This is a genomic window from Nostoc sp. DedQUE07 (genome assembly GCF_034530975.2).
In the GTDB taxonomy this organism is placed as follows: domain Bacteria; phylum Cyanobacteriota; class Cyanobacteriia; order Cyanobacteriales; family Nostocaceae; genus Nostoc.
In genome coordinates this window covers 44,307-69,742 of record NZ_JAVRCC020000038.1, presented here as the reverse complement: position 1 = coordinate 69,742, position 25,436 = coordinate 44,307, and the positions used below count along the sequence as shown (strand labels likewise).

At 41.9% G+C, this 25,436-nt stretch carries 14 protein-coding genes; 5 read left to right on the top strand and 9 right to left on the bottom strand.

Annotated elements, in window-relative coordinates; translation table 11 throughout:
* Positions 1-161: 161 nt before the first annotated feature.
* Together RMZ95_RS24495 and RMZ95_RS24490 are read right to left on the bottom strand one after the other, a co-directional pair.
* Positions 162-1,175 carry an NAD(P)-dependent alcohol dehydrogenase gene (locus RMZ95_RS24495; protein WP_322684845.1) on the bottom strand — a complete coding sequence of 338 codons (1,014 nt, stop codon included), beginning with the start codon at positions 1,173-1,175 and terminating at the stop codon, positions 162-164.
* 177 nt (positions 1,176-1,352) lie between these two features.
* Complete coding sequence (locus tag RMZ95_RS24490) at positions 1,353-2,375, bottom strand: tetratricopeptide repeat protein (RefSeq protein WP_322684846.1); 1,023 nt, start codon at positions 2,373-2,375, stop codon at positions 1,353-1,355.
* A gap of 837 nt (positions 2,376-3,212) precedes the next feature.
* Here RMZ95_RS24490 and RMZ95_RS24485 point away from each other — a divergent pair.
* The 3 genes from RMZ95_RS24485 (at position 3,213) to RMZ95_RS24475 (ending at position 12,852) form a co-directional block, all read left to right on the top strand.
* Positions 3,213-5,093, top strand: coding sequence for an ABC transporter ATP-binding protein (locus tag RMZ95_RS24485; protein ID WP_322684847.1), 1,881 nt, complete (start codon positions 3,213-3,215; stop codon positions 5,091-5,093).
* Between the two features lie 109 nt (positions 5,094-5,202).
* Complete coding sequence (locus tag RMZ95_RS24480; RefSeq protein WP_322684848.1) at positions 5,203-6,627, top strand: ATP-binding protein; 1,425 nt, start codon at positions 5,203-5,205, stop codon at positions 6,625-6,627.
* A 102-nt stretch (positions 6,628-6,729) separates the two neighbouring features.
* On the top strand, positions 6,730-12,852 hold the full coding sequence (locus RMZ95_RS24475; RefSeq protein ID WP_322684849.1) for a hypothetical protein: 6,123 nt from the start codon (positions 6,730-6,732) through the stop codon (positions 12,850-12,852).
* Positions 12,853-12,896: 44 nt separating this feature from the next.
* Here the strand turns inward: RMZ95_RS24475 and RMZ95_RS24470 are convergent, their stop codons facing one another.
* From RMZ95_RS24470 to RMZ95_RS24460, 3 genes are all read right to left on the bottom strand, one after another.
* The gene (locus RMZ95_RS24470) at positions 12,897-13,535 is read right to left on the bottom strand and encodes an acetoacetate decarboxylase family protein (RefSeq protein ID WP_322684850.1); all 639 of its coding nucleotides are present in this window, start codon (positions 13,533-13,535) and stop codon (positions 12,897-12,899) included.
* A 215-nt stretch (positions 13,536-13,750) separates the two neighbouring features.
* Positions 13,751-15,679 carry a molecular chaperone DnaK gene (dnaK, locus tag RMZ95_RS24465; protein WP_322684851.1) on the bottom strand — a complete coding sequence of 643 codons (1,929 nt, stop codon included), beginning with the start codon at positions 15,677-15,679 and terminating at the stop codon, positions 13,751-13,753.
* A 494-nt stretch (positions 15,680-16,173) separates the two neighbouring features.
* Positions 16,174-16,992: an SDR family oxidoreductase gene (locus RMZ95_RS24460; protein WP_322684852.1), complete on the bottom strand. Its 819-nt coding sequence runs from the start codon at positions 16,990-16,992 to the stop codon at positions 16,174-16,176.
* Between the two features lie 950 nt (positions 16,993-17,942).
* On the opposite strand from RMZ95_RS24460, the gene RMZ95_RS24455 reads away from it, so the two are divergent.
* Together RMZ95_RS24455 and RMZ95_RS24450 are read left to right on the top strand one after the other, a co-directional pair.
* Positions 17,943-19,658 (top strand): ATP-binding protein, encoded by a 1,716-nt coding sequence (locus RMZ95_RS24455; protein ID WP_322682877.1) that lies wholly within the window; start codon positions 17,943-17,945, stop codon positions 19,656-19,658.
* Positions 19,659-19,856: 198 nt separating this feature from the next.
* A complete protein-coding gene (locus tag RMZ95_RS24450) occupies positions 19,857-21,407 on the top strand; it encodes a HAMP domain-containing sensor histidine kinase (protein WP_322682878.1) in 1,551 nt (516 codons plus the stop codon).
* Positions 21,408-21,530: 123 nt separating this feature from the next.
* Here the strand turns inward: RMZ95_RS24450 and RMZ95_RS24445 are convergent, their stop codons facing one another.
* From RMZ95_RS24445 to RMZ95_RS24430, 4 genes are all read right to left on the bottom strand, one after another.
* Positions 21,531-22,772, bottom strand: a complete 1,242-nt coding sequence (locus tag RMZ95_RS24445; RefSeq protein ID WP_322682879.1) for a M20 family metallopeptidase — start codon at positions 22,770-22,772, stop codon at positions 21,531-21,533.
* A gap of 245 nt (positions 22,773-23,017) precedes the next feature.
* Positions 23,018-23,785 (bottom strand): phycoerythrobilin:ferredoxin oxidoreductase, encoded by a 768-nt coding sequence (locus RMZ95_RS24440; RefSeq protein ID WP_322682880.1) that lies wholly within the window; start codon positions 23,783-23,785, stop codon positions 23,018-23,020.
* Between the two features lie 50 nt (positions 23,786-23,835).
* Positions 23,836-24,570 carry a 15,16-dihydrobiliverdin:ferredoxin oxidoreductase gene (locus RMZ95_RS24435; protein ID WP_322682881.1) on the bottom strand — a complete coding sequence of 245 codons (735 nt, stop codon included), beginning with the start codon at positions 24,568-24,570 and terminating at the stop codon, positions 23,836-23,838.
* A 224-nt stretch (positions 24,571-24,794) separates the two neighbouring features.
* Positions 24,795-25,373, bottom strand: coding sequence for a phycobiliprotein lyase (locus tag RMZ95_RS24430; protein ID WP_322682882.1), 579 nt, complete (start codon positions 25,371-25,373; stop codon positions 24,795-24,797).
* Positions 25,374-25,436: the final 63 nt, after the last annotated feature.

Sequence of the window (25,436 nt, the reverse complement as noted above, 5' to 3'; positions counted from 1 at the left end):
AAGACGCGACGCCAGTCGCTACAACGGTGGGAACCCCCGCAACGCGCTGGCTCATGAATCGCGTCTCTACAAATGGTCTATTGGTATAACTATGTTTCAACTGGGAATTCAAACCCCACTTGAAACATAGAATTAAACTCTTGAAAATTACGAATTACGAATTACGAATTACGAATTACAACTTTACCGAAGTGAGCCGCACTTTTGAGGTAATGATAAGCCTCTCGTGCTTCATTGAAGGGAAAAACTCGATCGATAACTGGTTTGATTTGATGCTGTTGCAGCGCCTGATTCATCGCTTCAAACATTTCCCGACTGCCAACATAAATTCCTTGAACTGTTAAGCTTTTAAAAAGTATTGGCATCGGGTCAATCTCATTTCCTCTGCCTGACAATACGCCAATCAAGCTAATACGTCCCCCAATGCGGACTGCTTGTAGTGATTTTGGCAGAGTACCTGCACCGCCTACCTCAACTACATGATCTACACCTGTGCGATTGGTTAATTGATAAACTTGCTTTTCCCAATCTGGTGTTGTTTTGTAGTTGATTGTCTCGTCAGCACCAAGCTGTTTCGCTCGTGCTAACTTTTCATCACTGCTAGAAGTAATAATCGCTCTAGCACCATGTATCTTGGCAAACTGGAGAGCAAAAATTGAAACTCCTCCAGTACCAAGTAATAAAACACTATCACCTGCACCAATATTGCCTTTTGTCACTAGTCCGTGCCAAGCTGTGACTGCTGCACAGGGTAAAGTTGCACCTTCAATGTAGGATAGGTGGTCAGGTAATATCACTAAACCATCTTGGTGTAATACGACATACTCGGCTAGCATTCCATCGATACCGCCTCCAAGATCGGATTTCATTTTCTCTTTGGTTAAAGAGCTATAAATCCAGTCTTGGAAGAAAATACCAGCGACGCGATCGCCTATTTTCACCCGTGTCACACCTTCCCCCACCGCTACAACTTCTCCCGCACCGTCCGACATGGGAATTAACGGATATTTCTGTCCAGAACCGTAAGCTCCTTCAATCACAAGCAGATCGCGGTAATTTAAGGATGTTGCCTTCACTTGAATCAGAACTTGTCCAGCTGCGGGTTTTGCTTGGGGGCGATCGACTAATGCCAAGGCATCAATCCCGGCGTTGCTTTGAATTTCATAAGCTTTCATAGATGTCCTTGTTCTAGCTACAACTTTGGTATTGTAGCTAGGGTAAAAAAGAATTTAGAGACGTAGCAAGTGCTACGTCTCTACAAGGGTTCTGCATAACGCATATTTAATTTCACTAGTAGGGTTGCCCTCATCCCCTAACCCCTTCTCCCATTTTGGGAGAAGGGGAACTGGAAGCTACAGAGAATCTATGAACTGCTGTACTTTTTCTAAAAGTGGCTGATATTCAATTTGCTCTGCTAACTCTTGGGCATTTTGATAGCACGATCGCGCCATTTTTTTGCGTTTTGTGGTGGCGTAAACGCTTCCCATATTCAGCAAAGTTGAAATTTCTCCAAGATTATCGCCCAGTTCTTGATAAATCCCAATGGCTTGCTTATAGAACTTCATGGCTTGGCGATGCTCTGCCAGGGTGCTGTAGGTAAAACCAATGTTATGAAGGGTTGTTGCAACGCCTGCGCGATCGCTAATTGCTTGACGTGTCAAAAGAACTTGATAGTAGAGCAATAGCGCTTGTTTCGGTTTTCCTAAATCATGATAGACAGAAGCAATATTGTTCAAGGTGGTTGCTTCTTGAAGCAGATTTTTCACGGCTCGTTGAATTGGCAGTGCTGCTTGAAAAAATTCTAGCGCTTGCTCAAACTTGCCTAAGACATTGTAGGCAAATCCAATACCATTGAGCGTTGTTGCTTCGCCAGAAAAGTCACCTAACAATCGCCGCATCCTCAAAATTTGGTGTTGTAGCAACAGTGCGCGTTTCGGTTCTCCTAAGCGGGTATAAATTAGCGCGACATCATTAAGAGTAGAAACTTCACTTTGAGTATCTTGCGATCGCCTAAAGATTGGTAGTGCTTTGTCAAAATATTCCAACGCTTGCGAAAAGCGTCCAAGACGGCTGTAGGTAGAACCCAGATTGCTAAGTGCAGTTGCTTGTGCTGCCGTGTTGCCAATTTCAATAGCAACCGAAAGCGCCTGATGAAAACGCTCTAATGCTCTTTGAGGTTGCCAGCAACTGAGGTGAGCTAAACCGAGGTCGTTTAATGTATAACCTTCTCTGGCTCGGTCTGGAATTGCTCTGGCCAAGTGTAAATTTTTGGTTGCAAGATCGAGAGACTCTTGAAATTTGCCCCGTTGGTAGTAGCGGTTTGCTTCATCACGACGTTGTTCCCATTCTTTGACTTGATTTAAAGGTTGCGTCATCTGACCTCAGTTGCATTCTGCGATAAGTAGGTAGAACATCTCTTGGGAATGAACCCCTCTTAGGTTTCCCAAATTTTAACCTCAATCTTCTATCTTTAGATATAAGACGTAAACAGATAAGTATGCTATTATTCCATACTTACAGGAATATTTATGAAGCAATTAATACAAATACTGTAGGGGCGCACTTCTCATAGGTGTCTACTTAACGCTCAACCCGCTTGGTAACAACGTTTTGCCTTCACCCCCAGCCCCTCTCCCATCCGTGAGAGGAGAGCTAGACATTCAATTCCCCTTCTCCCTTGGGAGAAGGGGTTAGGGAATGAGGGTGTAAGGGATTTGTAAAACGCTTGTCCGATATAGTTTTCGGCTTAAGTTGACACCAATGATAGCAATGCACCCTGAAGACTTCCACCCCTTGAAAGTCCTGATGTGGCGTTGCTGAATCAAGGGATGATTCTTGTAGGGTGGGCGACACGAGCGCCCTGAAATACAAGGGACGGGCTTTTCGGCCCATCCCACAAAACTAGCAAAATCATCCCGCTTTCTCTGCAACGCCCCTGATGTTTCGCAGTTGGTTCGCCAATGATTTAGCTAGCTGCGATTGTAAATCGTTTTGAATCGCCAAATTAAATTAAACAGTGGCAACATTTCTGGGTAGAAGACTGATAGTTTTAAGATTGCAAAATGTAAAGGAAATCATCCAAATCTTGAGGAATATCCGGATCTTAGTAGTAGTCTTGCAGTCTCTATCTCAGGCATGGTATCAGAGTAGAAAAATAAACGCTACTTTAAACAAGCGTGTTTTTTTCCAAACATTAATATAATGCTCTTACTATGAGCATCTACCAATCTCTGAAAAAATCTTATACCCCAGATCGTCGGCGTGAAAATGACTGGCGGTTATTTTTGCGTTTGGTGCCTTATGCCCGTCGTAACGGACGGCTATTGGCGCTGTCGATGTGCCTACTCATACCGATCGCACTAGCTAATGCCGTACAACCTTTCTTGATTGGGCAAGTAATCTCTCTGATTCGTCACGAACCAAGCACTTACGAACTTTTCAGGAATCGTCCCTTCTCGCAAGGGCTAAATATCCTAGAGGGATTATTGGTAATTGCGATCGCCATCCAAGTGATGTTGACAGGTTTTCAAGGTTATATAGTCCAAAAGCTAGGGCAACAAATCACCGCAGCAATTCGCCAAGACTTATTTCAGCATGTAACATCTCTAGCAGTGCGCTTTTTTGACCGCACACCCGTAGGTAAATTAATTACCAGAATCACCAGCGATGTGGAAGTGTTAGGCGATGTCTTTTCGACTGGGGCAATTGGCATCATATCCGATTTGTTTTTAATGCTGGTGACTTTGGGTTTAATGTTTTCCATCCAGTGGCAACTTTCTTGCTTGCTGTTATTGATGCTGTTACCAACTAGCTGGGTAATTGTTTACATTCAAAAACAATACCGCAAAGCCAATTACAAAGGACGAGAAGAACTTTCGATCCTAAATTCACAGCTACAAGAAAATGTGCTTGGTATTAACGTCGTGCAGTTGTTCCGTAGAGAAAAATTTAATGCCGAATTGTTTCGTGCTACGAACAGGAACTACACTCAGCAAATGGATAAAACCATCTTTTATGATTCATTTGTTTCAGCAACCTTAGAATGGATTGGACTGATTGCGATCGCAGGTGTTTTATGCGTGGGTGGTTGGTTGCTGTTGGAAAAAACCTTGACTTTCGGGACTTTATCGACATTTGTATTGTATGCCCAGCGATTATTTGACCCTTTAAGGGCTTTTGCGGAAAAATTTACAGTAATTCAAGCTGGTTTTACTGCCATTGAACGCGTAGGCGATATATTAGATGAACCGATAGAAATTCGCGATCGCGCCAATGTCCGCTTCTCAATATTTGATGCGAAATTTGGCTACATAGATGAGATCGTAGCTAATCTAGAATCCCCAGACCTCACTTCCCCCCCAGAACTGGGAGAGATTCGCTTCGATCGTGTCTGGTTTGCTTATAAAAATGATGATTACGTAATTAAAGACTTAGATTTTACCATTCATCCTGGTGAAAAAGTGGCATTAGTCGGCCCTACAGGTGCGGGTAAAACTTCGATTATCCGTCTTTTATGCCGCCTTTACGAACCCACCCAAGGACGCATTCTCATAGATGGGGTAGATATTCGGGAAGTACCCCAAGCAGAACTGCGGCGTTACATGGCAGTAATTTTACAAGAAGGGTTTTTGTTTGCTGGCGATGTTAAAAGCAACATCTCTTTAGGAGATGGCTACACCATTGAGCAGATTCAACAAGCAGCCGAAGAAACCAACATTGCCCAGTTTATAGAAGAATTACCCCAAGGTTATGATACTCAACTTCGAGAACGGGGCACAAATATTTCTAGCGGTCAAAAGCAACTTTTAGCCTTTGCGCGGGCTGCCATTCGCAATCCGCAAATTTTGGTACTAGATGAGGCTACCGCTAGTTTGGATGTTGGTACAGAAGCTTCAGTTCAACAGGCATTAAACCAGCTTTTGCTTAGACGTACCGCCATTATTATCGCTCACCGCTTGTCTACGATTCGCAACGTAGACCGGATTTTTGTTCTCAAGCGTGGCGAATTAATCGAACAGGGAAGTCACGAGCAACTACTGCAACAAGGAGGGCTTTATGCCACTTTACATAACTTGCAGATGTTGGGAAGTTAGAGGATAGATAGTCAAAAACTCACATTTACTACAAAAATGACTTAATTTTGCGGAATATGTAACAGAGTTTGTGTTGACAATAAAGAAAAGCCTTGTTGTGACGTAGCTAATGAAACTGGATTTACAAAAGTTTTATCAGGCTTGCAACCCTAGCAAGACCTTGGCTGTCGAAAATGCTGAGGATCGAAAGTACTATATTGATTTTTCCTCAGTGCGCGGTGGCAGGATTATTGAGGAGTTGAGGGAGAATATTACATTTTTCTCACCTGAAGGGACTACCTGCGAATTATTTACAGGACACATAGGCTGCGGCAAATCTACAGAATTGCTCAGACTCAAAGCAGAGTTAGAGCAATCAGACTTCCATGTGGTGTATTTTGAGTCCAGTCAAGACATGGAAATGGGTGATGTCGATATCAGTGATATTTTATTGAGCGTAGCTCGCCGAGTTAGTGAAAGTCTCGATAGCTTAGAAAAACTGGAAATTCCTGAACCCCAAGGTCTGAAGAGAATACTTCAAGGAGCCGCTAAACTGTTGATGACAGAGGTTGAAGTTTCTGCCGAAGCATCGCTTCCTGGCATTGGTAAAGTTTCTGCGAGTACTGAAGGCAAGTTTGCTGCCGAAGCGAAAATTCCAGGTATTGGAGAACTGACAGCCAATGAGAAAGAAGGAGTATCAGTGGTGGCGCTAGGCATTGGCAAAATTACAGCCAAAACCAAAAATAGCCCTGAACTTCGCAATAAGTTAAGAGAATACTTAGGGCCGCGTACAAAAGGCATTATAGATGTAATTAATGACGAACTACTCGAACCTGCCATAGTTAAACTGAAGCAACACGGCAAAAAAGGACTAGTGGTAATTGTCGATAATCTCGATCGCGTTGAGACTGCTAACAAGTCTTGGGGACGACCCCAGCCGGAATATCTATTTGTAGACCGGGGAGAACAATTAACTCAACTCAAGTGCCACGTAGTTTACACCATGCCTTTAGAGTTGATGTTTTCCAACGACTTGAGCAGGTTAACACAACGATTTATGGTCTATCCAAAAGTGTTACCGATGGTGCCAGTGCAATTACGCGATGGCAGTGAATGCGCTGAAGGTATGGCACTATTGGCACAGATGATCCTAGCAAGAGCTTATCCCGATCATCAGCCAGAGGAGCGCCTCGGCTGGATTACAGAGATTTTTGATACTCCAGAAACATTAGAAAGACTCTGCCGCATTAGTGGCGGTCATGTCCGCGAATTACTCAGACTGCTCAACGATTGGATGAAAAAGGAAAGAAAACTACCTTTATCGCGTGCGGGGTTAGAAACTGTAATTAGAGCCTACTGCAATCAAATGACTTTAGCAATCACAGATGATGAGTGGAATTTGTTGCGCCAAGTACAACAGCGGAAATGGGTAAGCGGCGATGATGGATACCGAGTTTTGGTACATAGTCGGTTCGTCTATGAGTACCGAGACACTCAGGGGTCTTGGTTTGAAATTAATCCGATTTTGGCAGAAGCACCAGGGTTGCAGGTTTAAGTTAAGAGTTAAAAGTCAGGAGTTAAAAGTTAGGAGTGAGGAGTTAAGAGTTATTATTCTCCTCCTGCTCCGACTTTCCCCATCTATAAGCGAGGTCTAGTTATGAGCGATTCACAGCCACTCGCAATCAACAACGAAAATTCTTTACAAGAATTAGCATGGGCAATCGCTACTTCTCAAGAAGAATTTTCCCTGATTTTGGCACTCTGTAATGGAGCTAGTTTGCGAAGGCGTTTGGTGCAAAGTCTGCAAGTGTCGAGCGATTTGAAAATTCGGGAGATAGTTTTGGATAAGTCAATTAAAACATTTTTCCAGACTATCCAAAATTTACTCGGTTCTGAGCATCCCCAAGCGCTGGTAGTATCTGGTTTAGAATCGGTCAGCAAGCTAGAACAAGTGCTGAGTGGTGCAAATCAGGTCAGGGAGGAGTTTAGAAAAAACTTTCACTTCCCGTTGGTGTTGTGGGTAACGGATGACGTGCTGCACAAACTCATGCGATTAGCACCAGATTTACACAGTTGGAGTACTATCGTTGAATTTGCGATCGCCACTGATGATTTAATTGATTTTATCCAGCAAACTGCTGATGAGGTCTTTGAAAAAGTTTTAGCCGCTGGTGCAGGCAGATATCTCGATAGTACGGCGCTGAATTTACAAGTTGGCTCTCCACGCCGAGTTGAGTTGGAGTCAGCATGGCATGATTTACAAAATCGTCGTTTGAGTTTGAATCCAGAACTGGAAGCGAGTTTAGAATTTATGCTAGGTCGGGCGAATTCTAGTTCACTGGAATTGTCAGGGCAATATTACGAGCGTAGTTTAGCACTTTTTGTCAACGATTCTCCATCACCCCGCTTCCTAGAACGACGCGCCTGTTTACTCTACTCTCTAGGACTTTGGTGGCGTACCTATGCAGTCTTACATCACCCCGAACGCGATCGTGCTATTGGTTTTGCAAAAGATTATTTTCAGGAATGTATTGAGGTATTTGAGCAAGCTAATCGCCAAGATTTGGTAGCAAAATTTATCAATGCTTTGGGTTCTGTACTGCAAGATTTGCAACAGTGGGAAGAGTTGGAGACTGTTGCTAACAAAGCAATTGCGTTGCATCAAACCTATCCTAATCAGTTTAAACTAGCCAGAGCTTATAGCTTTCTAGCTGAGGTGCTAATTGCTAAATCCGCTTGGAATGAGGCAAAGCAAACAGCCGAACAAGCGCTTTCTCTGCTGGATAGCGTGCAAATAGATATATCTACGCCCGTCTCAGAGGAGATGAAAGCAGATTTAGATTGGGAAAGGTCGTATCATCAGGGTTGGTATTTGTTTGCGTTAGCGCGATCGCAATCTGCACTCAATCAACCAGAAGCAGCACTGCAAACCTTAGAAACTGCCAGAACAGAAACCAAAGCACAATACGATCCAGAGCTTTACATTCAGATTTTGGCAGAGTTACGAGCAAACTACTTTCAAAAAGGTGAATATGGAACTGCATTTCATCTTAAACAAGAACAGCGATCGCTTGAACAGCAATATGGTTTCCGTGCTTTCATTGGTGCAGGTAGGTTACAAGCACAACAAACAGTAAATAACCCAGCTTTAGCATCCGTTGAACAACAAGAAACAGTAGCCACAGAAATCGCTGCTTCTGGAAGACAGCAAGATATTAATCGCCTGATTGAGCGCATGGGTCAACATGACCGCAAACTAACAATTATTCATGGGCAATCAGGTGTTGGTAAAAGTTCAATTTTACAGGCTGGATTAATCCCGGCATTGAAACAGAGATCCATTGGTGTTCGTGATGTTTTGCCTGTTTTACAGCAAGTTTATCCAGATTGGATTATCGAATTAGGCAACCGTTTACGAGATGCTATTTCTGATTTACCGCGTATTCCTTATGAAGGCAGAAGCTATGAATACTCTCCTCCCTTAAGAGAAGAAGCAGATGGGGAAAAGTCTATTCTCAAGCAATTAGAAAAACATGATGATTATAACCTGCTGACAGTTTTAATCTTCGATCAATTTGAAGAATTTTTCTTCATTTATAACGATCCAAGCAATAGACGAAGATTTTACGAATTTTTACGTGATTGCTTAGATATCCCTTATATAAAGGTTATCTTGTCTTTACGCGAAGATTATCTACATTATTTATTAGAATGCAATAATCGGCTGGCAAAATTTGATGTTATCAGTAACAATATTTTAGATAAAGATATTCTCTACCATTTGGATAACTTTTCATTAGAAGACGCTAAATTAATTATTCAAAACTTAACTCAAAAAAGCCAGTCAGTTTTAGAAGCACCATTAATTGATGAATTGGTGAAGGATTTAGCTAGGGACTTAGGCGAGGTACGTCCCATTGAGTTGCAAGTAGTAGGAGCGCAATTACAAACAGAAAAAATAACCAAGCTAGAACAGTATCAGCAACATGGCCCTAAAGAAAACTTTGTTGGGCGATTTTTAGAAGAAATTGTCCAAGACTGCGGTTCTGATAATGAACAGATAGCCAAACTAGTTTTATATTTACTCACAGATGAAAAGAATACCCGCCCTTTAAAAACTCGTGCTGATTTGGAATTAGAGTTAGATGTAAAAACTGAAAAACTCGACTTAGTTTTAGAAATTTTAGTGAAATCAGGATTAGTGTTAAGAGTGCCAGCATCACCTGCTGACCGCTATCAATTAGTACATGATTATTTAGTGCCATTTGTGCGCCAGCAACAATCAGCTAGATTAATTGCTGAGTTGGAAAAAGAGAGAGAACAACGAAAGTTAACAGAGGCAAAGCTGAATGAAGTTCTGAAGCAGCAACTACGAGAAACACGTCGCGGATTGCTTTGGAAAGTATCACTAGGAACGATAGCTGGAGCATTAACAATATTCTTACCTGTGGTGTTGATAAGTCAGAATAATACCCAACTCATATCTATAAGTACAGAAGCAAAAGGGCTACTAAAATCGAATCAAGATTTAGAGGCACTGGTCAAAAGTATAAAAGCAGGTAAACGATTGCAACAGTGGTGGTCACTTGGAGTAAAACCCGAAACCGAAATGCAAGTAAAGACTGCATTACAAGATGCAGTTTATACCATAAATGAGCGTAACAGTTTAGAAGGACATAGTGATACTGTCACGAGCGTTAGTTTTAGTCCTGACGGTAAGCTAATAGCCTCTGGTAGTGCAGATGGCATGGTGATAATTTGGAATCGTGATGGTAGAAAAATTAAAGATTTTAAAGCTCACGAAAAGAAGATTACTAGGCTTTGCTTCAGTCCCAACAGTCAAAACATACTTACTGCAAGTGAAGATAAAACTTTTAAATTGTGGAGGTTAGAAAATAAAGAAATTACCACCTTCAAAGGACATGAAGACGAGATTACGAATTTTAGCTTCAGCCCCGATGGTCAAAAAGTGATTTCTGGAAGTAAGGACAAAACTTTAAGACTTTGGAATTTGGACGGTACAGAAATCAAAACTTTCAGGGGACATAAGCAGAGGATTAGCAGTGTCAGCTTCAGCACTGATGGCAAGATAATTGCTTCTGCTAGCGAAGAAGATAAGATGATTAAATTATGGAATATGGATGGTAAAGCAATCAAAACATTGAATGATGCAGGTGATAGAGTCAGTTTTAGCCCCGATGGTCAAACTATTGTTACAGAAAATAGGGGTGATATTATACTAAGGCGTCTTGACGGCTCTTTTTTTAAGTCGTTTTTTGTTCCGTCGTCTGTTAGTAGTCAAAGTCTAGTTTTTAGCCGTGAGGGTCAGACTATTTACACGGCTGCCTTCTCAGAACAAACTTTAAACGCATCAATTTTAAAGATTGACACTGAAAAGAAAGTTAACTTTGATTTTTCAGGACATAGAAATACAGTCACTAGTTTTAGCTTCAGTCCTGATGGTAAGATGCTCGCTTCTGGAAGTGAGGACAAAACTATAAAACTCTGGAGTCTGGAAAGCAGAAATTTCCAAACTTCTAATGAAAGTGAGTCTAATGAGGTAAATGAAGTCAGTTTCAGTCCGAATGGTCAGATAGTTGCCTCTATTAATAATAAAGAAGTAAAACTTTGGCAACGTGATGGCATTCTAAAGACAACCTTGCCAGAAAGTAAATCAAAAATTAGTTTTAGTACCGATAGTCATAGATTAATTTCTACCAGTCAGGTTAACACATTGCAACTCTGGCAGAAGAATGGTGCTTTTATCAAAAATTACCATGAAAAATTTCTTGATGGCAGTTTCAGCCCTGATAAACGAACAATTGCTCTAGTAAGGAATGATAATACTATAGAACTATCCTCAACTGATGGCAAGCTAATTAAAATTCTCCAAGGCCACAAAGATAAGGTATATCAGATTAGCTTCAGTCCAAATGGAAAAACTATTGCCACAGCTAGTGAAGATAAAACTATCAAACTCTGGCGACAGGATGGAATACTTATTACCAGCCTTAATGGACTGAATAAAGTATCTCAGATTAACTTTAGCCCAGATGGAGAAACTATTGTCACAGCTAGTGAAGATAAGATTATTAAACTCTGGCGTCGAAATGGAACACTTATTACCAGCTTTAATGGTGATATCCAAAATATTGGTTTTAGTCGTAATAGCAAAACATTGGCTATTTTGGACAGCGATCATACTATAAAATTTCTGGCAAAGGATGGAAAATTAATTAATAGTCTGAAATCTGATCAGGAAATATCAGTAATTTTTAGCTTTGATCGGGAGATAATAGCTATTAACAATCGAGTGCAAAATGGGGCTGAGGAGACGCCAGAATTATGGCGCATGGATGGCACTTTCCTCGCAAAGCTTCAGAATAAAGAAAAAAGCCGCTATATTGGAATCTTAGGTTTTACCCCTAATAGCCAGATAATTATTGGTTATAATTATGATAATTACAAAGTATATTTTTGGAAGCGTGATGGATCACTTATCTCATCTTTTGATAAACGTATAAAGAGTTTTAGTCCTGATAGGCAAACTTTGGTTACTAGTGAGGGCAATGATAAGTTAAAGCTTTGGAAGCGTGATGGCACAGTAATTAGAACTATTCAGTTAAAAAGTCAGAAACTAAATTTAAGCAATAATTCATCAGATTTAAGGTTCAGCCAAGATGGTCAAATTTTAATTATTACAACAAATTTTGGAACTGTAGAATTGTGGCGGATTGACGGTACTTTCCTCAAAACTTTCGAGTGTCTTCCAGATAAAAATATTGAGCAGTCGGGTGATGATAATTTCTGCAACAACCAATACCTTTTGAGTTTTAGTTCAGATAGTCAAACCTTAGCTATCCGCACTAAAAAGAATGAAGTGCAATTCTGGGGAATTGATGGCAACGCTAAGACAAAAGTAAAACTGTTAAAAACTATCAAGGTAAAAAGTAATCGGGTTGAAAGCATAGAGCCTATCCCTAATAGCAATAAAATAGCAATTTTTGGGAGTGATGACGTAGTAAAACTCTGGCGGCTTCCTGATCAATCAGACAAGGAAGCTCAACTATTAAAGACTTTACCAGGGCATAAAAATTGGATAAACAGTTTGAGTATCAGTCCCAAGAGTGGAATGATTGCTTCAGCAAGTGACGACAATACTGTGAAACTTTGGCGGCGTGATGGTACTTTGGTCTACACTTTCACTGGGCATAAAAACAAGGTCAATAGTGTCAGTTTTAGCCCAGATGGTAAGCTAATTGCCTCAGCGAGTGATGACAAAACTGTTAAAGTCTGGCAACCCGATGGCACAGTAATTAAATCTTTTGAAGAGCATGGTAACAAGGTAACAAGTGTAAGTTTCAGCCCAGATGGTAAAACCATTGCTTCTGCTAGTCAAGACAACACCATAAAACTTTGGAGTCTAGATAGCAAAAATAATAAAAGTTCAGCCACTTTAAATGGTGATGAACCTATTACCAAAGTCGGTTTCAGCCCAGATGGCAAGATGATTGCCTCAGCTGGTGTGACAAAAGTGAAACTCTGGAGTATTGATGGTACTTTACTGACAACTTATGAGCGCTTTGGTAACAGTGATGTCAGTTTTAGCCCAGATGGTAAAAGTATTGCATCTGGTGATTCTGATGGTGTTTTGGTTTGGGATTTTGACTTAAATCAACTTCTCAAGCGCGGTTGTGATATGGCTCATGATTATCTGAAGAATAACCCAAAAGCAGAGAGCGATCGCTATCTCTGTGACGACATCTACAAAAAAAAGTGAAAGCTCAAGGTGTCTTATTTTGAGTTAAATAAAACACCTTTAAATTAATTTAAAATTGATTGACCTACCACTTTTGGCGTATCAACCCGTAAATTCATCTGCTCATACCGCACAGTTAACCAAGGCTGACCTAAACCGATTCCAGAAAAAGGACTTTCGTCTGGGATTTCTAACTTAGAACCAATCAAACCTAATACAGACTCAACTTCAGCAGTGAACATCAGCAAATCACTACCCTTGACGCTGAAACTAGAGGCACTTAACCACTGTCTCCATGCCAAACTTTGTTGATTATACTTAAGACTACACAACTTCCGGTTTTCCTGATGCACAGTAACTTGCTTTCCTTGTTCCCAGGTAAACTTAGCTAGTTCCTTTGGTAGCCCCCAAATTTCTCGACCGCCAGCCACCGAATCAGCATTATCTACATAAATGTGGGAAATCCAACCACCGATTTTTCTTTGGTAATTAACCAAAGCTGGGACAACAATTAACTCACTATACTCCAGTACTGAGCCTGACCCATAATGAGATAAATACACGCTAGCGAGAGTTTTACCAGACCATACAGAAATAATTTCTAACTCTGAGGGAATCAAAGGGCGCACTTGGTCAATATTTACCAAATGCAAAGTTTGGATGGCATAGCCTTGGAGTGTCCAAGGTGCTTGTGGATATGGCATAAGGGAGTTAGGAATTGAGAGTGAGGAGTTAGGAACAAAGTTAAGAATTAAGAGCAAGAGTTACTAATATTAGTTCTACTCTAACTCTAGACTTCAAACTCCTAACTCCTAACTTCTAACCTTTAACTCCTAAAAAAAAATCCCCACTCAGGCATTTGTCTGAGTGGGTAATATGAGGTCGAACAAAACAATCTTCTCAAAAGAAAGTAGAGGAATTATTTGCTCTCTGTAAAATCAGCGTCAATCACATCGTCGCCGTTACTAGAACTAGAAGAACTGCTACTATCTTGAGGTTCACCACCAGATGTAGCACCGGCACCAGCGCCAGCACTGGCACTAGCACCAGCTTGTTGATAGATGTTGCTACCAACAGCGAATAACGCTTGTTGCAATTCTGGGGTGAGCTTTTTAATTTGCTCATCGTCTTCTTTAGCAACAGCTTCCCGCAGTTCTTTCACTAAACCTTCGACTTTAGTCTTGTCAGCTTCGGGAACTTTATCGCCCAATTCTTGTAACTGCTTTTCAGCTTGGTATGCCAAAGAATCGGCTTGGTTCTTGCGTTCAATCTTCTCACGCCGTTCTTTGTCAGATGAAGCATTTTGTTCAGCTTCTCTTACCATCCGGTCAACGTCATTTTTATCCAGGGTGGAAGCGCCAGTTATGCTGATGGACTGTTCTTTACCAGTACCTTTGTCTTTTGCGGTGACGTTAAGGATACCGTTAGCGTCAATATCGAACACCACTTCAATTTGAGGAACGCCACGTGGTGCAGGAGGAATACCATCAAGGCGGAAGGTTCCCAAACTCTTGTTATCGTTAGAGAATTCGCGTTCACCTTGGAGGACGTGAATTTCTACGTTGGTTTGTCCATCCACAGCAGTGGAGAAGACTTCCGATTTCTTGGTGGGGATTGTGGTGTTGCGGGGGATAATTTTGGTCATCACACCGCCCAATGTTTCCACACCCAAAGATAGGGGTGTCACGTCTAACAGCAAGATGCCAGTTACATCACCAGCCAGTACTCCAGCTTGAATGGCTGCACCAACTGCTACAACTTCATCAGGGTTCACGCTTTGGTTGGGGTCTTTACCCAATACCTGCTTCACAATCTGTTGGACTGCGGGAATCCGCGTAGAACCACCAACTAACACCACTTCATCAATATCGCCTTTGTTTAACTTGGCATCCCGAAGGGCGTTTTCTACAGGAATACGACAACGGTCGATTAAGTCAGAGCAAAGTTCTTCAAACTGGGCGCGAGTCAGCGTTGTATCCAGGTGCTTGGGCCCATCCTGGGTTGCAGTGATAAATGGTAGGTTGATTTCTGCTTGGGTAACGCTAGAAAGCTCAATTTTGGCTTTTTCTCCAGCTTCCGTCAGACGTTGTAAGGCTTGTTTATCTTTCCGTAGGTCAATACCTTCAGCTTTCTTGAACTTCTCAGCTAAGAAATCAACTATTTTTTTGTCAAAGTCGTCACCACCAAGGTGGGTATCACCAGATGTAGCTAGTACTTCAAAAACTCCGTCTCCTACTTCCAGCACGGATACGTCGAAAGTACCACCACCAAGGTCAAATACTAGGATGGTTTCGTTACTCTTCTTGTCAAATCCATAAGCCAGAGAAGCAGCTGTCGGCTCGTTGATAATCCGCAGAACTTCAATCCCGGCAATTTTACCAGCGTCTTTTGTTGCTTGCCGCTGAGAGTCGTTGAAGTATGCAGGAACAGTGATTACAGCTTGGGTTACAGTTTCACCCAAGTATTTGCTGGCATCTTCAACTAATTTGCGAAGAACTTTTGCAGAAATTTCTTCAGGAGCAAACGGTTTACCAGCTATTGGACAATCTAATTTGACATTGCCGTTGCTGCTAAGAACTTTGTAAGAAACTTCTGTAGCTTCGTTACCCACTTCATCGTAGCGGCGACCGATAAAGCGTTTGACTGAGTAAAACGTATTTTCGGGGTTCATCACCGCTTGGCGTTTGGCGATTTGGCCAACCAAGTTGTCGCCATTTTTCGCAAATGCGACTACTGATGGCGTTGTCCGAAAACCTTCAGCATTAGCAATTACTGTGGGTTTACCACCTTCCATCACTGCCACGCAGGAGTTCGTTGTTCCTAAGTCAATTCCAACTACTTTTGCCATTTTAGGTGCTGGCTCCGTATAACTACAAATGAATGAATGAGAATATAAAGCACTAAATTTTGAACCAACAGGGTCAAGAAATCAGCCAGTTCAGCATGAATACCTTTAATTTGGCTTTCCTGGGGTTAAAACTCCAGACTATGCTGATATATATACTGAAGCTTAGTGGTAGCCAGTCCATGAAGGGTGGTTTCCCGAACCTTACTTGGGACGGTTAAACTAACTAAATTTTGTTTTTAGTTGGTTCATGGATTAATTTGTCTTCACTCTGTCTAATGTAGAAGAATTAATACTTTCAGTAATTAGGGTGAACCGTAACGTCTGAGTGGTGTTTGCCGTCTTTTGAGGCAATAAAGTACAGAAGCATTGGGGATTGGGGATGGGGCATGGGGCATGGAAGAGAATAATAACTCAGCATCAGCACTCAGCACTTGGCACTTAGCACTTAGCACTTAGCACTCAACACTCAGTACTCAATACTAAAGACTCAGTAGTTACTTAAGCCCAGAAAAAAGAGTTTCCCAGGCAATCACAGGTGGTCTTTGTCCTTGGTTGACTATTTCAAAAATTTTCCTAGAGCTATTTGGCTGAAAAAGGCATTCTACACAAGCGTTTGCAACATCAATCCGGCTGGCATCACCCGAAAGGGTATCACCAGTGCCTATGACCACACCGTATTTACCCCCAGTTTTTGCCTTCAGGAGGGTGTTAAGGTCGTATGAGGTATAGGGGCCGTCAATAAGGCGTCCTGGGCGAATAATGGTGTAGGGCAATCCTGAATTAATAATGGACTCCTCACCCTTTTGTTTAGCATCCAACACGCCAAAACTATTAAGAATACTAAAAGGAAACTGATTTTTACGGAGAATTCCACAAGAAGAGACGAAAACGAATCGCTTCAAATTCTGGGGTGCTGCTGCTACTAGATTGCTGACACCTTGAGCATCAATCTTTGTCGGACTATTCTTTGCTTTTGCTTCACTAGATTTGGGATTAAAGAAAATAATTCCCCATTCAATCAAGTTCGGGGTTTCGTCAAACTCCCATCGCGCAGAGGGAAAGGCAGTAGTTCCAGTACAATTTATGATGTGAGTAACACCTGGCATTGCAGCTGGCAGTGTAGGTGGCTGGCGAATGTCACCAACGGCAATTTCCACTCTCTGGTTAAACATCTCTTCAGCTTTTGCAGCATTGCGTGTCAGAACGCGAACTTTTAAACCCTTTTCGAGTAACTTGCCTACCACTAATTGCCCGACTCCACCTGTAGCACCAGCAACTAGTATTAAATCTTTAGCTGAATCAAAAGAAGTCATAAAGTGCCCTTGAGATAGTCTATTGTTAATCTACCTAAAAAATACGATGTCTACGAGAGGCTGTGCCAATCATTATTAGACCTCTTGCAAAAATCCTTGAATCACCCCTCCCCAACCTCCCCTTGTGAAGCAGGGTGGTTTCATACGAAAAAAGAAAAATATATAAGTCTTGATTTTTCATGTATAACGATAGATTTTGACCCCTCTCCAAACCTCTCCCCGAAGCGGAGAGAGGCTTTGAAACCCATTTTTAGTTTTTCTCTCGTTGTATGAAACCACCCTGCCAACCCTCCCCTTGTGAAGGGGAGGGGGCAAGATTTTAAGTTTACCGCCAATATATCGGGGGGATAAAGGGGGTTTATTCGACTTATGCAAGAGGTTTATTAGAATACAAATTAATTGTAGATAGCGCAGAACAGCCTATAGAAATACCTACGAATTAACTAGGTATTTTTATTATGTTTTAATAGTTAAAAAGAGCTATTTAAAATTAAAGATATTTAATTGTATTTGGGATAAAAATTTTGAGAAAAATGTGACTCTTCGCCTTAAAACCCTGATTCTATCCTCAAACTATTGTCAGCGATCGCCAGCCCCAAATAATGGTTAAAACCTATTCCTAGCATACATTTGCTAATTTGCGGATATGTCTACTGTTGTTGGTGTTGATACTATTACTGACTTTAATAGTTCTGAAGGTGACAAGATTGTACTGGATAAGGCTACCTTTAGTGCGTTCCCGCTTCTCCTGTCAAAGACGCTACGCGTCGTTTCGCCGCAGGGGTACGCTATCGGTAATCCACATCATCAAAAAGGAACCAGATTAAAGATTTGGCTAATGGCTCTTGACTCTGTAGCTTTCAGGCACACATCTGGGAATTTTAGGAAAAGCGCAAATTCCCTAGAACTGAATTAGCGCAGTAGCCAGTACTTGAGGTTTCGAGCAAGGAATGAAAATTAGTCAGAAATTAATTTCGGGAATTCTAGGAATAGCGACTCTCTCAGTAATTACTGGTGCGATTAATGCCCATCAACAATTGAAAATAGCTAAGTATATTGCTCAACAAGAGGCTGAAGAAGTTGCTGGACTAGTAGCATATTTCGTAAGTCATGAACTTGATGAATACCACGAAATGGAATCGCGAGATAAGATGTTAGCCGAATTGCAAGAGCATGTTATCTCGCTACACAAGAGACGTCAGCGCGATCTGGAGATTGTAGACCGCAATAAAATCATTTTGGCAGATGTAGTTCCAGAAGACATTGGTACGCGATTAGATCGCGATCGCAATAATGAAGTTGGTAAAACTATTCAAGATGGTATACCAAGAACATATATTGAGTTCAGTCCTGAGTACCCAAATGGGATTCGATTGATTGCTGTTCCTTTTAAGACTGGCAAGGGTGAAAGAATTGGTGCAGTCATTCTGGAATATACACCGCTTTATGAAGCAGCCCTAGCAACAGCCCATAAAAATATTGTTGCCACGTCAGTTATCAGTTTGGCATGTGGCATACTCGCACTATTAGTAGGCTATTTGATCTCTAGAAGCATTTCAAAACCGATTAAACAACTCCAGCAAGCTGTGGTAAATCTGTCTGAAGGTAAGCTGAATACCAGAGTTAATATTTGCTCCCAGGATGAGATTGGCGAGTTAGCTACCTCGTTCAACAAAATGGCGGACGATCTGCAACATTCCAGAGATGAATTGGTCAATGCCAACGAACAATTACGAGACGAGATTGTTGAGCGTCAGCAGACAGAAGCAGAACTTCAGCAAGCTCTGAAAGACCTGCAAAAAACCCAAATCCAATTAATTCAATCTGAAAAAATGTCGAGTCTGGGTCAACTAGTAGCAGGAGTTGCCCATGAAATCAACAATCCAGTTAATTTTATCTACGGCAATCTGCAACACACTGATGATTACACTCAACAACTGCTGCTGTTAATTAAGCTTTATCAAAATCATTATCCCAACCCAGAGCCAGAAATTAAAAATGCTCACGAAGAAGCAGATATTGAGTACCTAATAGAAGATTTGCCTAAGATGTTAACCTCAATGAAGATGGGGGCTAAACGCATTCGGGAAATTGTTCTCAGTCTCCGAATTTTCTCTCGTTTGGATGAAGCTGAGTTCAAAACGGCCGATCTCCATGAAGGAATCGACAGTACTCTATTAATTTTGCAACACCGTCTGAAACTACAAAATAATCGCCCTGAAATTAAAGTGATTAAAGAATATGGTGAAATACCTCAAATCCAGTGTTTTGCAGGGCAAATGAACCAGGTATTTATGCACATCTTGACAAATGCGATCGATGCTTTAGAAGATTGTTTCCAAAAAGAACTTTGTCCAAATCCCTTGATTCGCATTTCTTCTCTTCAGGTAAATGAAAATGTAATTATTCGGATTGTTGATAATGGGGTAGGAATTCCAGAAGAAATCCAGTCGCGTTTATTTGACCCTTTTTTCACCACGAAACCAGTTGGGAAGGGAACTGGTATGGGTCTATCAATAAGTTACCAGATAATTACTGACAAGCATGGTGGATCTTTGCAATGTATTTCATCACCGGGACAAGGTGCAGAGTTTGTAATTACAATCCCAATTCGAGTAGGGAAACCAGCACAATTATTAATTGGCGATCGCCACGCCTATCGGTAAAAGTCAATGCCAATGTTTTTCAGCCTCTAAGTGCGTAAGCATAGCCCGTCATAGACATCGCAGTTAGAGGGTAATTGCCCCTGAATTGTTCGGTTCTACCACTGTCATCAGTATACAAATAGCTATAACCTCTTAGATAGTAGTGAAATGTCTAACCTAGACGCTGTTAGTCGCTCTTGAATTAAGGGGTGAAAGCCTGTGTACCAATGGATATTGCCAAGCCTGAGCGAAATCTTGGCCCAAAATCAATCAAGTGTGGCAGAATGTTCACCTGCTAAAGCAGAGCAGCAGTGGCGTATCAGCCTCGCAGCGACAGAACATTTGCTATTAAATACTTTAGCAGACCCTTCAGTTGACACAACCCAAGGATTAGTTTTAGCTGCACCAGCACCCTTGTTTAGTCAACCAAAATTGACTCAAAGTTTACAAACAGTAACTTTTACAGCAAAACCATTTAACCCTTTGGCGCTGATGCCATTTCAGATGCCAGGTGCAATTGCGTCTGTCAATGAAGATATTGCTCCCAATGAATCGGTACTTCCTTTACTACCTGCCGATCCGCTCGGAGCAGAACAATTTTGCTTGGTTTTTACAGATAAATTCAGATTAGTACTAGTTTTAACAACCCACAAAAACGGCAAAAAAACCTTTTCATTTTCTTTTGAGCCAGAGATAGTGCAGCAGGCTTGGCGATCGCTAGGGGCACGGGTAATGCTGGCTAATCCAGAATTTTTCGCCCGCTTGGACGCATTAGTAGAACAGTATTCTCCGGTAGCACCAGACTACCGCATGATGATCCACTTTAGTCAGTTATTACTTCAGGAATTAACAGAACCAGAAGAGACTAGAGACTTTTTACTAGGGACTGGGGAAGAAGCAGGGGAGCATACTTCGACTGCGCTCAGTAACCGGGGGAGCAGAGGAGCAGGGGAGCAGGGGAGAAAAGTTTTCCCCAATCCTGAATGCCCAGTTGCCCTAAGCAAAGCCGAAGGGATGGCTAATGTCCAATCCTCAAATCCTGATGTAGAATTGCTCCAAGCTTTTGCTCACGAAGTCCGTACACCTTTAACAACTATTCGCACCATGACTCGTCTGCTGTTGAAGCGGCGAGACTTAGATGCTAGCGCGATTAATCGCTTAAAAATTATCGATCACGAGTGTACAGAGCAAATTGACCGTATGGAATTGCTGTTTAAGGCCGCAGAACTAGAAACTACTGCCTCAGCAAAATCGTCAAAAACTCAACTCACACCGATGTCTTTAGATCAAGTGTTGCAGCAGAGCATTCCCCGTTGGGAACAAGCAGCGCATCGCCGTAACTTAACTTTGAATGTTGTTTTACCCCAGCAACTACCAACAGTAGTGAGCAATCCCACCATGCTGGATCGGGTTCTCACTGGTTTGATGGAAAATTTTACTCGCAGCTTACCTGCTGGCAGCCATATTCAAGTACAAGTTATCCCCGCAGGAGATCAACTGAAGTTACAATTATCGCCGCAATTCCGATGCAAAGATTCAAATAAAGCCGCCATACCTGCAACACCACCAATCCGCAAGGCTCTCGGTCAACTGTTGATGTTTCAACCAGAAACAGGCACGATTAGTTTGAATATCGCTGCAACCAAGCATTTGTTTCAGGCGATCGGTGGCAAACTAATTGTGCGCCAGCGTCCACACTATGGGGAAGTGATGACGATTTTCCTACCTTTAGAAGTTAGCAATAAACAGAAACCGATAGTCACGAATTAGAGATATAGCCATCCTAAATCAGATTGCGAACATTTTTGTTATGGTCGTCCTTGGTCATTTGTCCTTTGTCCTTTGTCATTTGTGACTACAACGGACTAATGACTAATGACTAATTACTAATGACTAATGACATGAAACAAAGTACTTTTCCACACATCTAACAAATATTTCCACACCCATTGACAAGGCGGTTTCGTCAAAATCAAACCGGGGATGATGATGAGGATATGCTAAGTCTTTCGCGGGATTAGCAGAACCCAGAAAGAAATAACAACCAGGAACTTCTTCTAAGAAAAATGACATATCTTCAGCAGCCATAGTTTGGCATTCTGGTACGATACCCACAGGAGTTTCTACCACTTGTTCTGCTACAGATCGCACTAGTTCTGCTATTTTAATATCATTAATTACTGGTGGATAAAGTGACCAATATTCTAAGTCATAATTTGCACCATGACTCTGACAAATTCCAGCAATAATTTGCTCGACGCGCTGGTTAAAAAAGCCTTTCAAACTAGGATTAAAATACCTGACAGTGGCACTCATTCTCGCTGTATCAGCAATGACATTGCGTTTGGTTCCAGCGTGAAGTTCTCCCACTGTTACTACTGCTGAATCAATGGGATTAACATTCCGAGCGACAATGGTTTGCAAAGCATTGACGATTTGAGCAGCAACAACAACGGAGTCAACAGTTTGATGAGGTAGTGCGCCATGTCCACCTTTACCCAAAATTGTGCAGTTAAAGCATTCCACAGCTGCCATCAATGCGCCAGCACGTACACCCACTGTTCCTAAAGGCAAATTATTCCACAAGTGCAAACCAATAATTGCGTCAACATCAGGATTTTTCAAAACTCCAGCTTCAATCATCGGCTTTGCGCCTCCTGGTGATTCTTCCGCTGGCTGAAAGATAATTTTTACAACACCAGAGAAGTCTTGGCGATGCTGCTGGAGATAATAAGCTGTACCTAAAGCGATCGCTGTATGTCCATCATGTCCACAAGCGTGCATCACTCCATTATGCTGCGATTTGTACGGCACTTCATTGAGTTCTTGGATTGGCAAAGCATCCATATCCGCGCGAATCGCTAAAACTTGCGGAGTCGGAAGTCGCGAGTCAGGAAGTTTGTTGCCTTTGATGGTGGCAACAATGCCAGTATGGGCAATACCAGTTTGATGCTCAATTCCCCATTCTTGCAGCTTTTGTGATATAAACTCAGCAGTCAGTTTTTCTTGAAAACCCAACTCTGGTTGTTGATGCAATCGCCGCCGCCACTCTATTAATTGCGGTTGCAATGAGCGAATAGAAAGTCGGATGCGAGATAGATCGACAGAAGCGGGATTGGGAAAGGTGGAAACCATTATAAAGACAAACTAGTTTAAGTACAGCTGATACCAATTTCAAAACGAATGCAACATATATTATATAGATAAGACCCATTCCCAATCGTCCTCAATACATTGGTAAGGATGTGCGTCAGCGCAGGTGGGGTATCTGCTGCAAAATTTTTGGAATTGGTATAAGTTAGATTATTTTCCTAGTTTAACGTGACTTGAACGAGTCTTCATTGACACTCTACTTAGCACTGAGTGAGGTCAAAAAGTTTTTAGTTGATAGCTGTTAATTTTCTCTCTAGGTCAAATAAAAAGCCGTGGATATACTCTTCAGTCCATTCGGCACCATAAAAGCGTTTAAACATCCCTCGCGCTGGGTCTTTTTCAGCCCGATATCGCAGGTATCGCAGTTGGGCTTGTTCTATGGCTACTAAATTTTGGGAATCTGTTATGGGTTCTGCCTGCTCTACGAAATCGAGATAAGCTTTCAAATAGTCTTTGAAAGCGGCAAACACCTGAGTTTCTACTACAGCCGTTTCTTGGGGACGAGTCCACAGAAAAGCGGGAGAGAAAAAGGGCTGTGCTTCTTCGGGAAAATCTCCTCCCCAGGATAGATGTTGCTGGTGGGTGTGGAAAATAGGCAAAATTGGTTCAGTATATTTTGCTTGATATGCTGAATCATCCCGAAATAGGGGCTGCATATCCAAAGCAATTAGATGTCCTCCTGGCAATGTCACCAAATCTGCCCCAAAAAAGGGTAAATCGTAGTTGAGGCGCGGAAAAATCACAAAATTCAGCACTTGCAGCGAATTGCCACCTTGTACGTGAGCTGCCCGAATTTGCCGCAATTTTGAAGTTTGAAAGGCATAACTAGTGGTGACAACTTCTTCCTGATTCTTTCCCTTACCCACAACAGCACTCTTGGACTCAAATCCAGTGGGGATAGGATAGGGCTGTAAATCCAAACGCGATCGCATATAGGCGATCGCATAATCGAGAAATGGCTGATAAAGCGTCACGTTGCTTCGCTCCGAATTCAAAATTAATAATCCCCAATGCCCAATGCCCTATGCCCAATGCCCAATGCCAATTATCTTTTGCCGGCACCGACTGCTAGGGGAACAGCATCTTCAAATAAGAATTCATGGAGAAAGCGTTCTGCCCATTCATGACCAAAGTAACTGCTAAACAAACCAGATGCTGGATCGCGGTCTGCACTATATTGGTCATAGTCTTTTTGGGCTTTGACAATCCGTTGGATATCTTCAGGGTCTTGGAGCGGTTTGGCATCAGCTAACATTTGCCAATATAAGTTTAAATAATCCTGAAAAGCTTCAAAGACTCGTGTTGCCACTGTTTCCGGGTCGGTTTTGGCAAACAATAGGTATTTAGAAAAATACTGGTTGGCATCGTAAAACTTCATTTCTAAGTTTTGTGCCAAATCCGGGTATCGATCGTGGAGAGATTTTAGCGGAACTATATATTTTTTTTGATAATCTTCATCCTGAAATAAAGGCTGGAAATCAAGCACAATCAGATTTTTGACTTTCCCAAAGGATAAAAAATCAATCCCTAACAGAGGTAAATCGTAGTGGTGACTGGGATAAATTACGCTGTTAAAAATTTGAGCGCTTTCTCCAGCATCAATGTAGGTATAGCGAATTTTCCGCAACTCTTGAGATTGGTAACACCAACTGCGAATAGTTGCTGGGTTTCTGCCGCGATCGCTAACTTTGAATTCCAAACCAGGGGGAATGACCCTACTTTGTAAATCAAATCGCTGAAATAGCTCTTTTTCTAAAAATTCCAGGAAAGGCTTATACATGGAGCATGATTTGTTAACCCTTGCATGAAAATAAGTTATGGCGATCGCGCACGTCTCATTTATGAGAAACAAAGCAACATTCCTTAATGGGGGATTGGGGATTGGGGATTGGGCATTGGGCATTGGGGATTGGGCATTGGGCATTGGGCATTGGGCATTGGGCATTGGGAATTAAGAAAATTATTTCCCAGTCCCCAGTCCCCAGTCCCCAGTCCCCAATCCCACTAACGCCTAGCATGATTGCGACCGATCATTTGCTGCAAGACTTCTTGGGAAACACAGCGACGCTCCGAACAATAAGTCATCAAGTTAATTCCGTTCATCATTCGTACTGTACTGACTCTGACACGAAAATCATCCGTAACAAACCAACAACGTTCCTGACCTTGATTGTTGTCATAGTCAGTATCAATCGTCAGCACTCCATCATCAGCAAATCGATATCGGCTCACAACCGGAATGCTCTCAACATAGCCTTGGTTGCGAATCAGTTTTCCAGAACGCCTCGTTTCGTCGGGAACATCAACCAAAATTGCAGCATTATCGGTATTCGGTAGTCTGGTATCTAGGTTAGCTTGCCATGCAAAGCTAGCACCGCTTGTTGCTTTATTAGGATCTATCCCTTGGGCTTTACAAACTTCTTGGACTTTCGGATCGTCCTTTTCCATGACTTTTATAATCAAATTCGACTCCCCCGACTCATCCGCCGCCGAGTCAAAATGATGAACGGCGCGTTCCGTAAACCATGTACCTTCACTTTTACGGAAGAAATCGATCATTGTCAAAGGCGGTATTATATGCATCTGTTTTGAAACCTCGTTTTATCAAATTTTGGCGTTATTAATACTGAGTGATGAGATGAAGTC

Coding starts and splice junctions, on each gene's coding strand:
- RMZ95_RS24495 (WP_322684845.1), bottom strand. CDS start 1,175: ATGAAAGCTTATGAAATTCAAAGCAACGCCGGGATTGATGCCTTGGCA.
- RMZ95_RS24490 (WP_322684846.1), bottom strand. CDS start 2,375: ATGACGCAACCTTTAAATCAAGTCAAAGAATGGGAACAACGTCGTGAT.
- RMZ95_RS24485 (WP_322684847.1), top strand. CDS start 3,213: ATGAGCATCTACCAATCTCTGAAAAAATCTTATACCCCAGATCGTCGG.
- RMZ95_RS24480 (WP_322684848.1), top strand. CDS start 5,203: ATGAAACTGGATTTACAAAAGTTTTATCAGGCTTGCAACCCTAGCAAG.
- RMZ95_RS24475 (WP_322684849.1), top strand. CDS start 6,730: ATGAGCGATTCACAGCCACTCGCAATCAACAACGAAAATTCTTTACAA.
- RMZ95_RS24470 (WP_322684850.1), bottom strand. CDS start 13,535: ATGCCATATCCACAAGCACCTTGGACACTCCAAGGCTATGCCATCCAA.
- dnaK (WP_322684851.1), bottom strand. CDS start 15,679: ATGGCAAAAGTAGTTGGAATTGACTTAGGAACAACGAACTCCTGCGTG.
- RMZ95_RS24460 (WP_322684852.1), bottom strand. CDS start 16,992: ATGACTTCTTTTGATTCAGCTAAAGATTTAATACTAGTTGCTGGTGCT.
- RMZ95_RS24455 (WP_322682877.1), top strand. CDS start 17,943: ATGAAAATTAGTCAGAAATTAATTTCGGGAATTCTAGGAATAGCGACT.
- RMZ95_RS24445 (WP_322682879.1), bottom strand. CDS start 22,772: ATGGTTTCCACCTTTCCCAATCCCGCTTCTGTCGATCTATCTCGCATC.
- RMZ95_RS24435 (WP_322682881.1), bottom strand. CDS start 24,570: ATGTATAAGCCTTTCCTGGAATTTTTAGAAAAAGAGCTATTTCAGCGA.
- RMZ95_RS24430 (WP_322682882.1), bottom strand. CDS start 25,373: ATGCATATAATACCGCCTTTGACAATGATCGATTTCTTCCGTAAAAGT.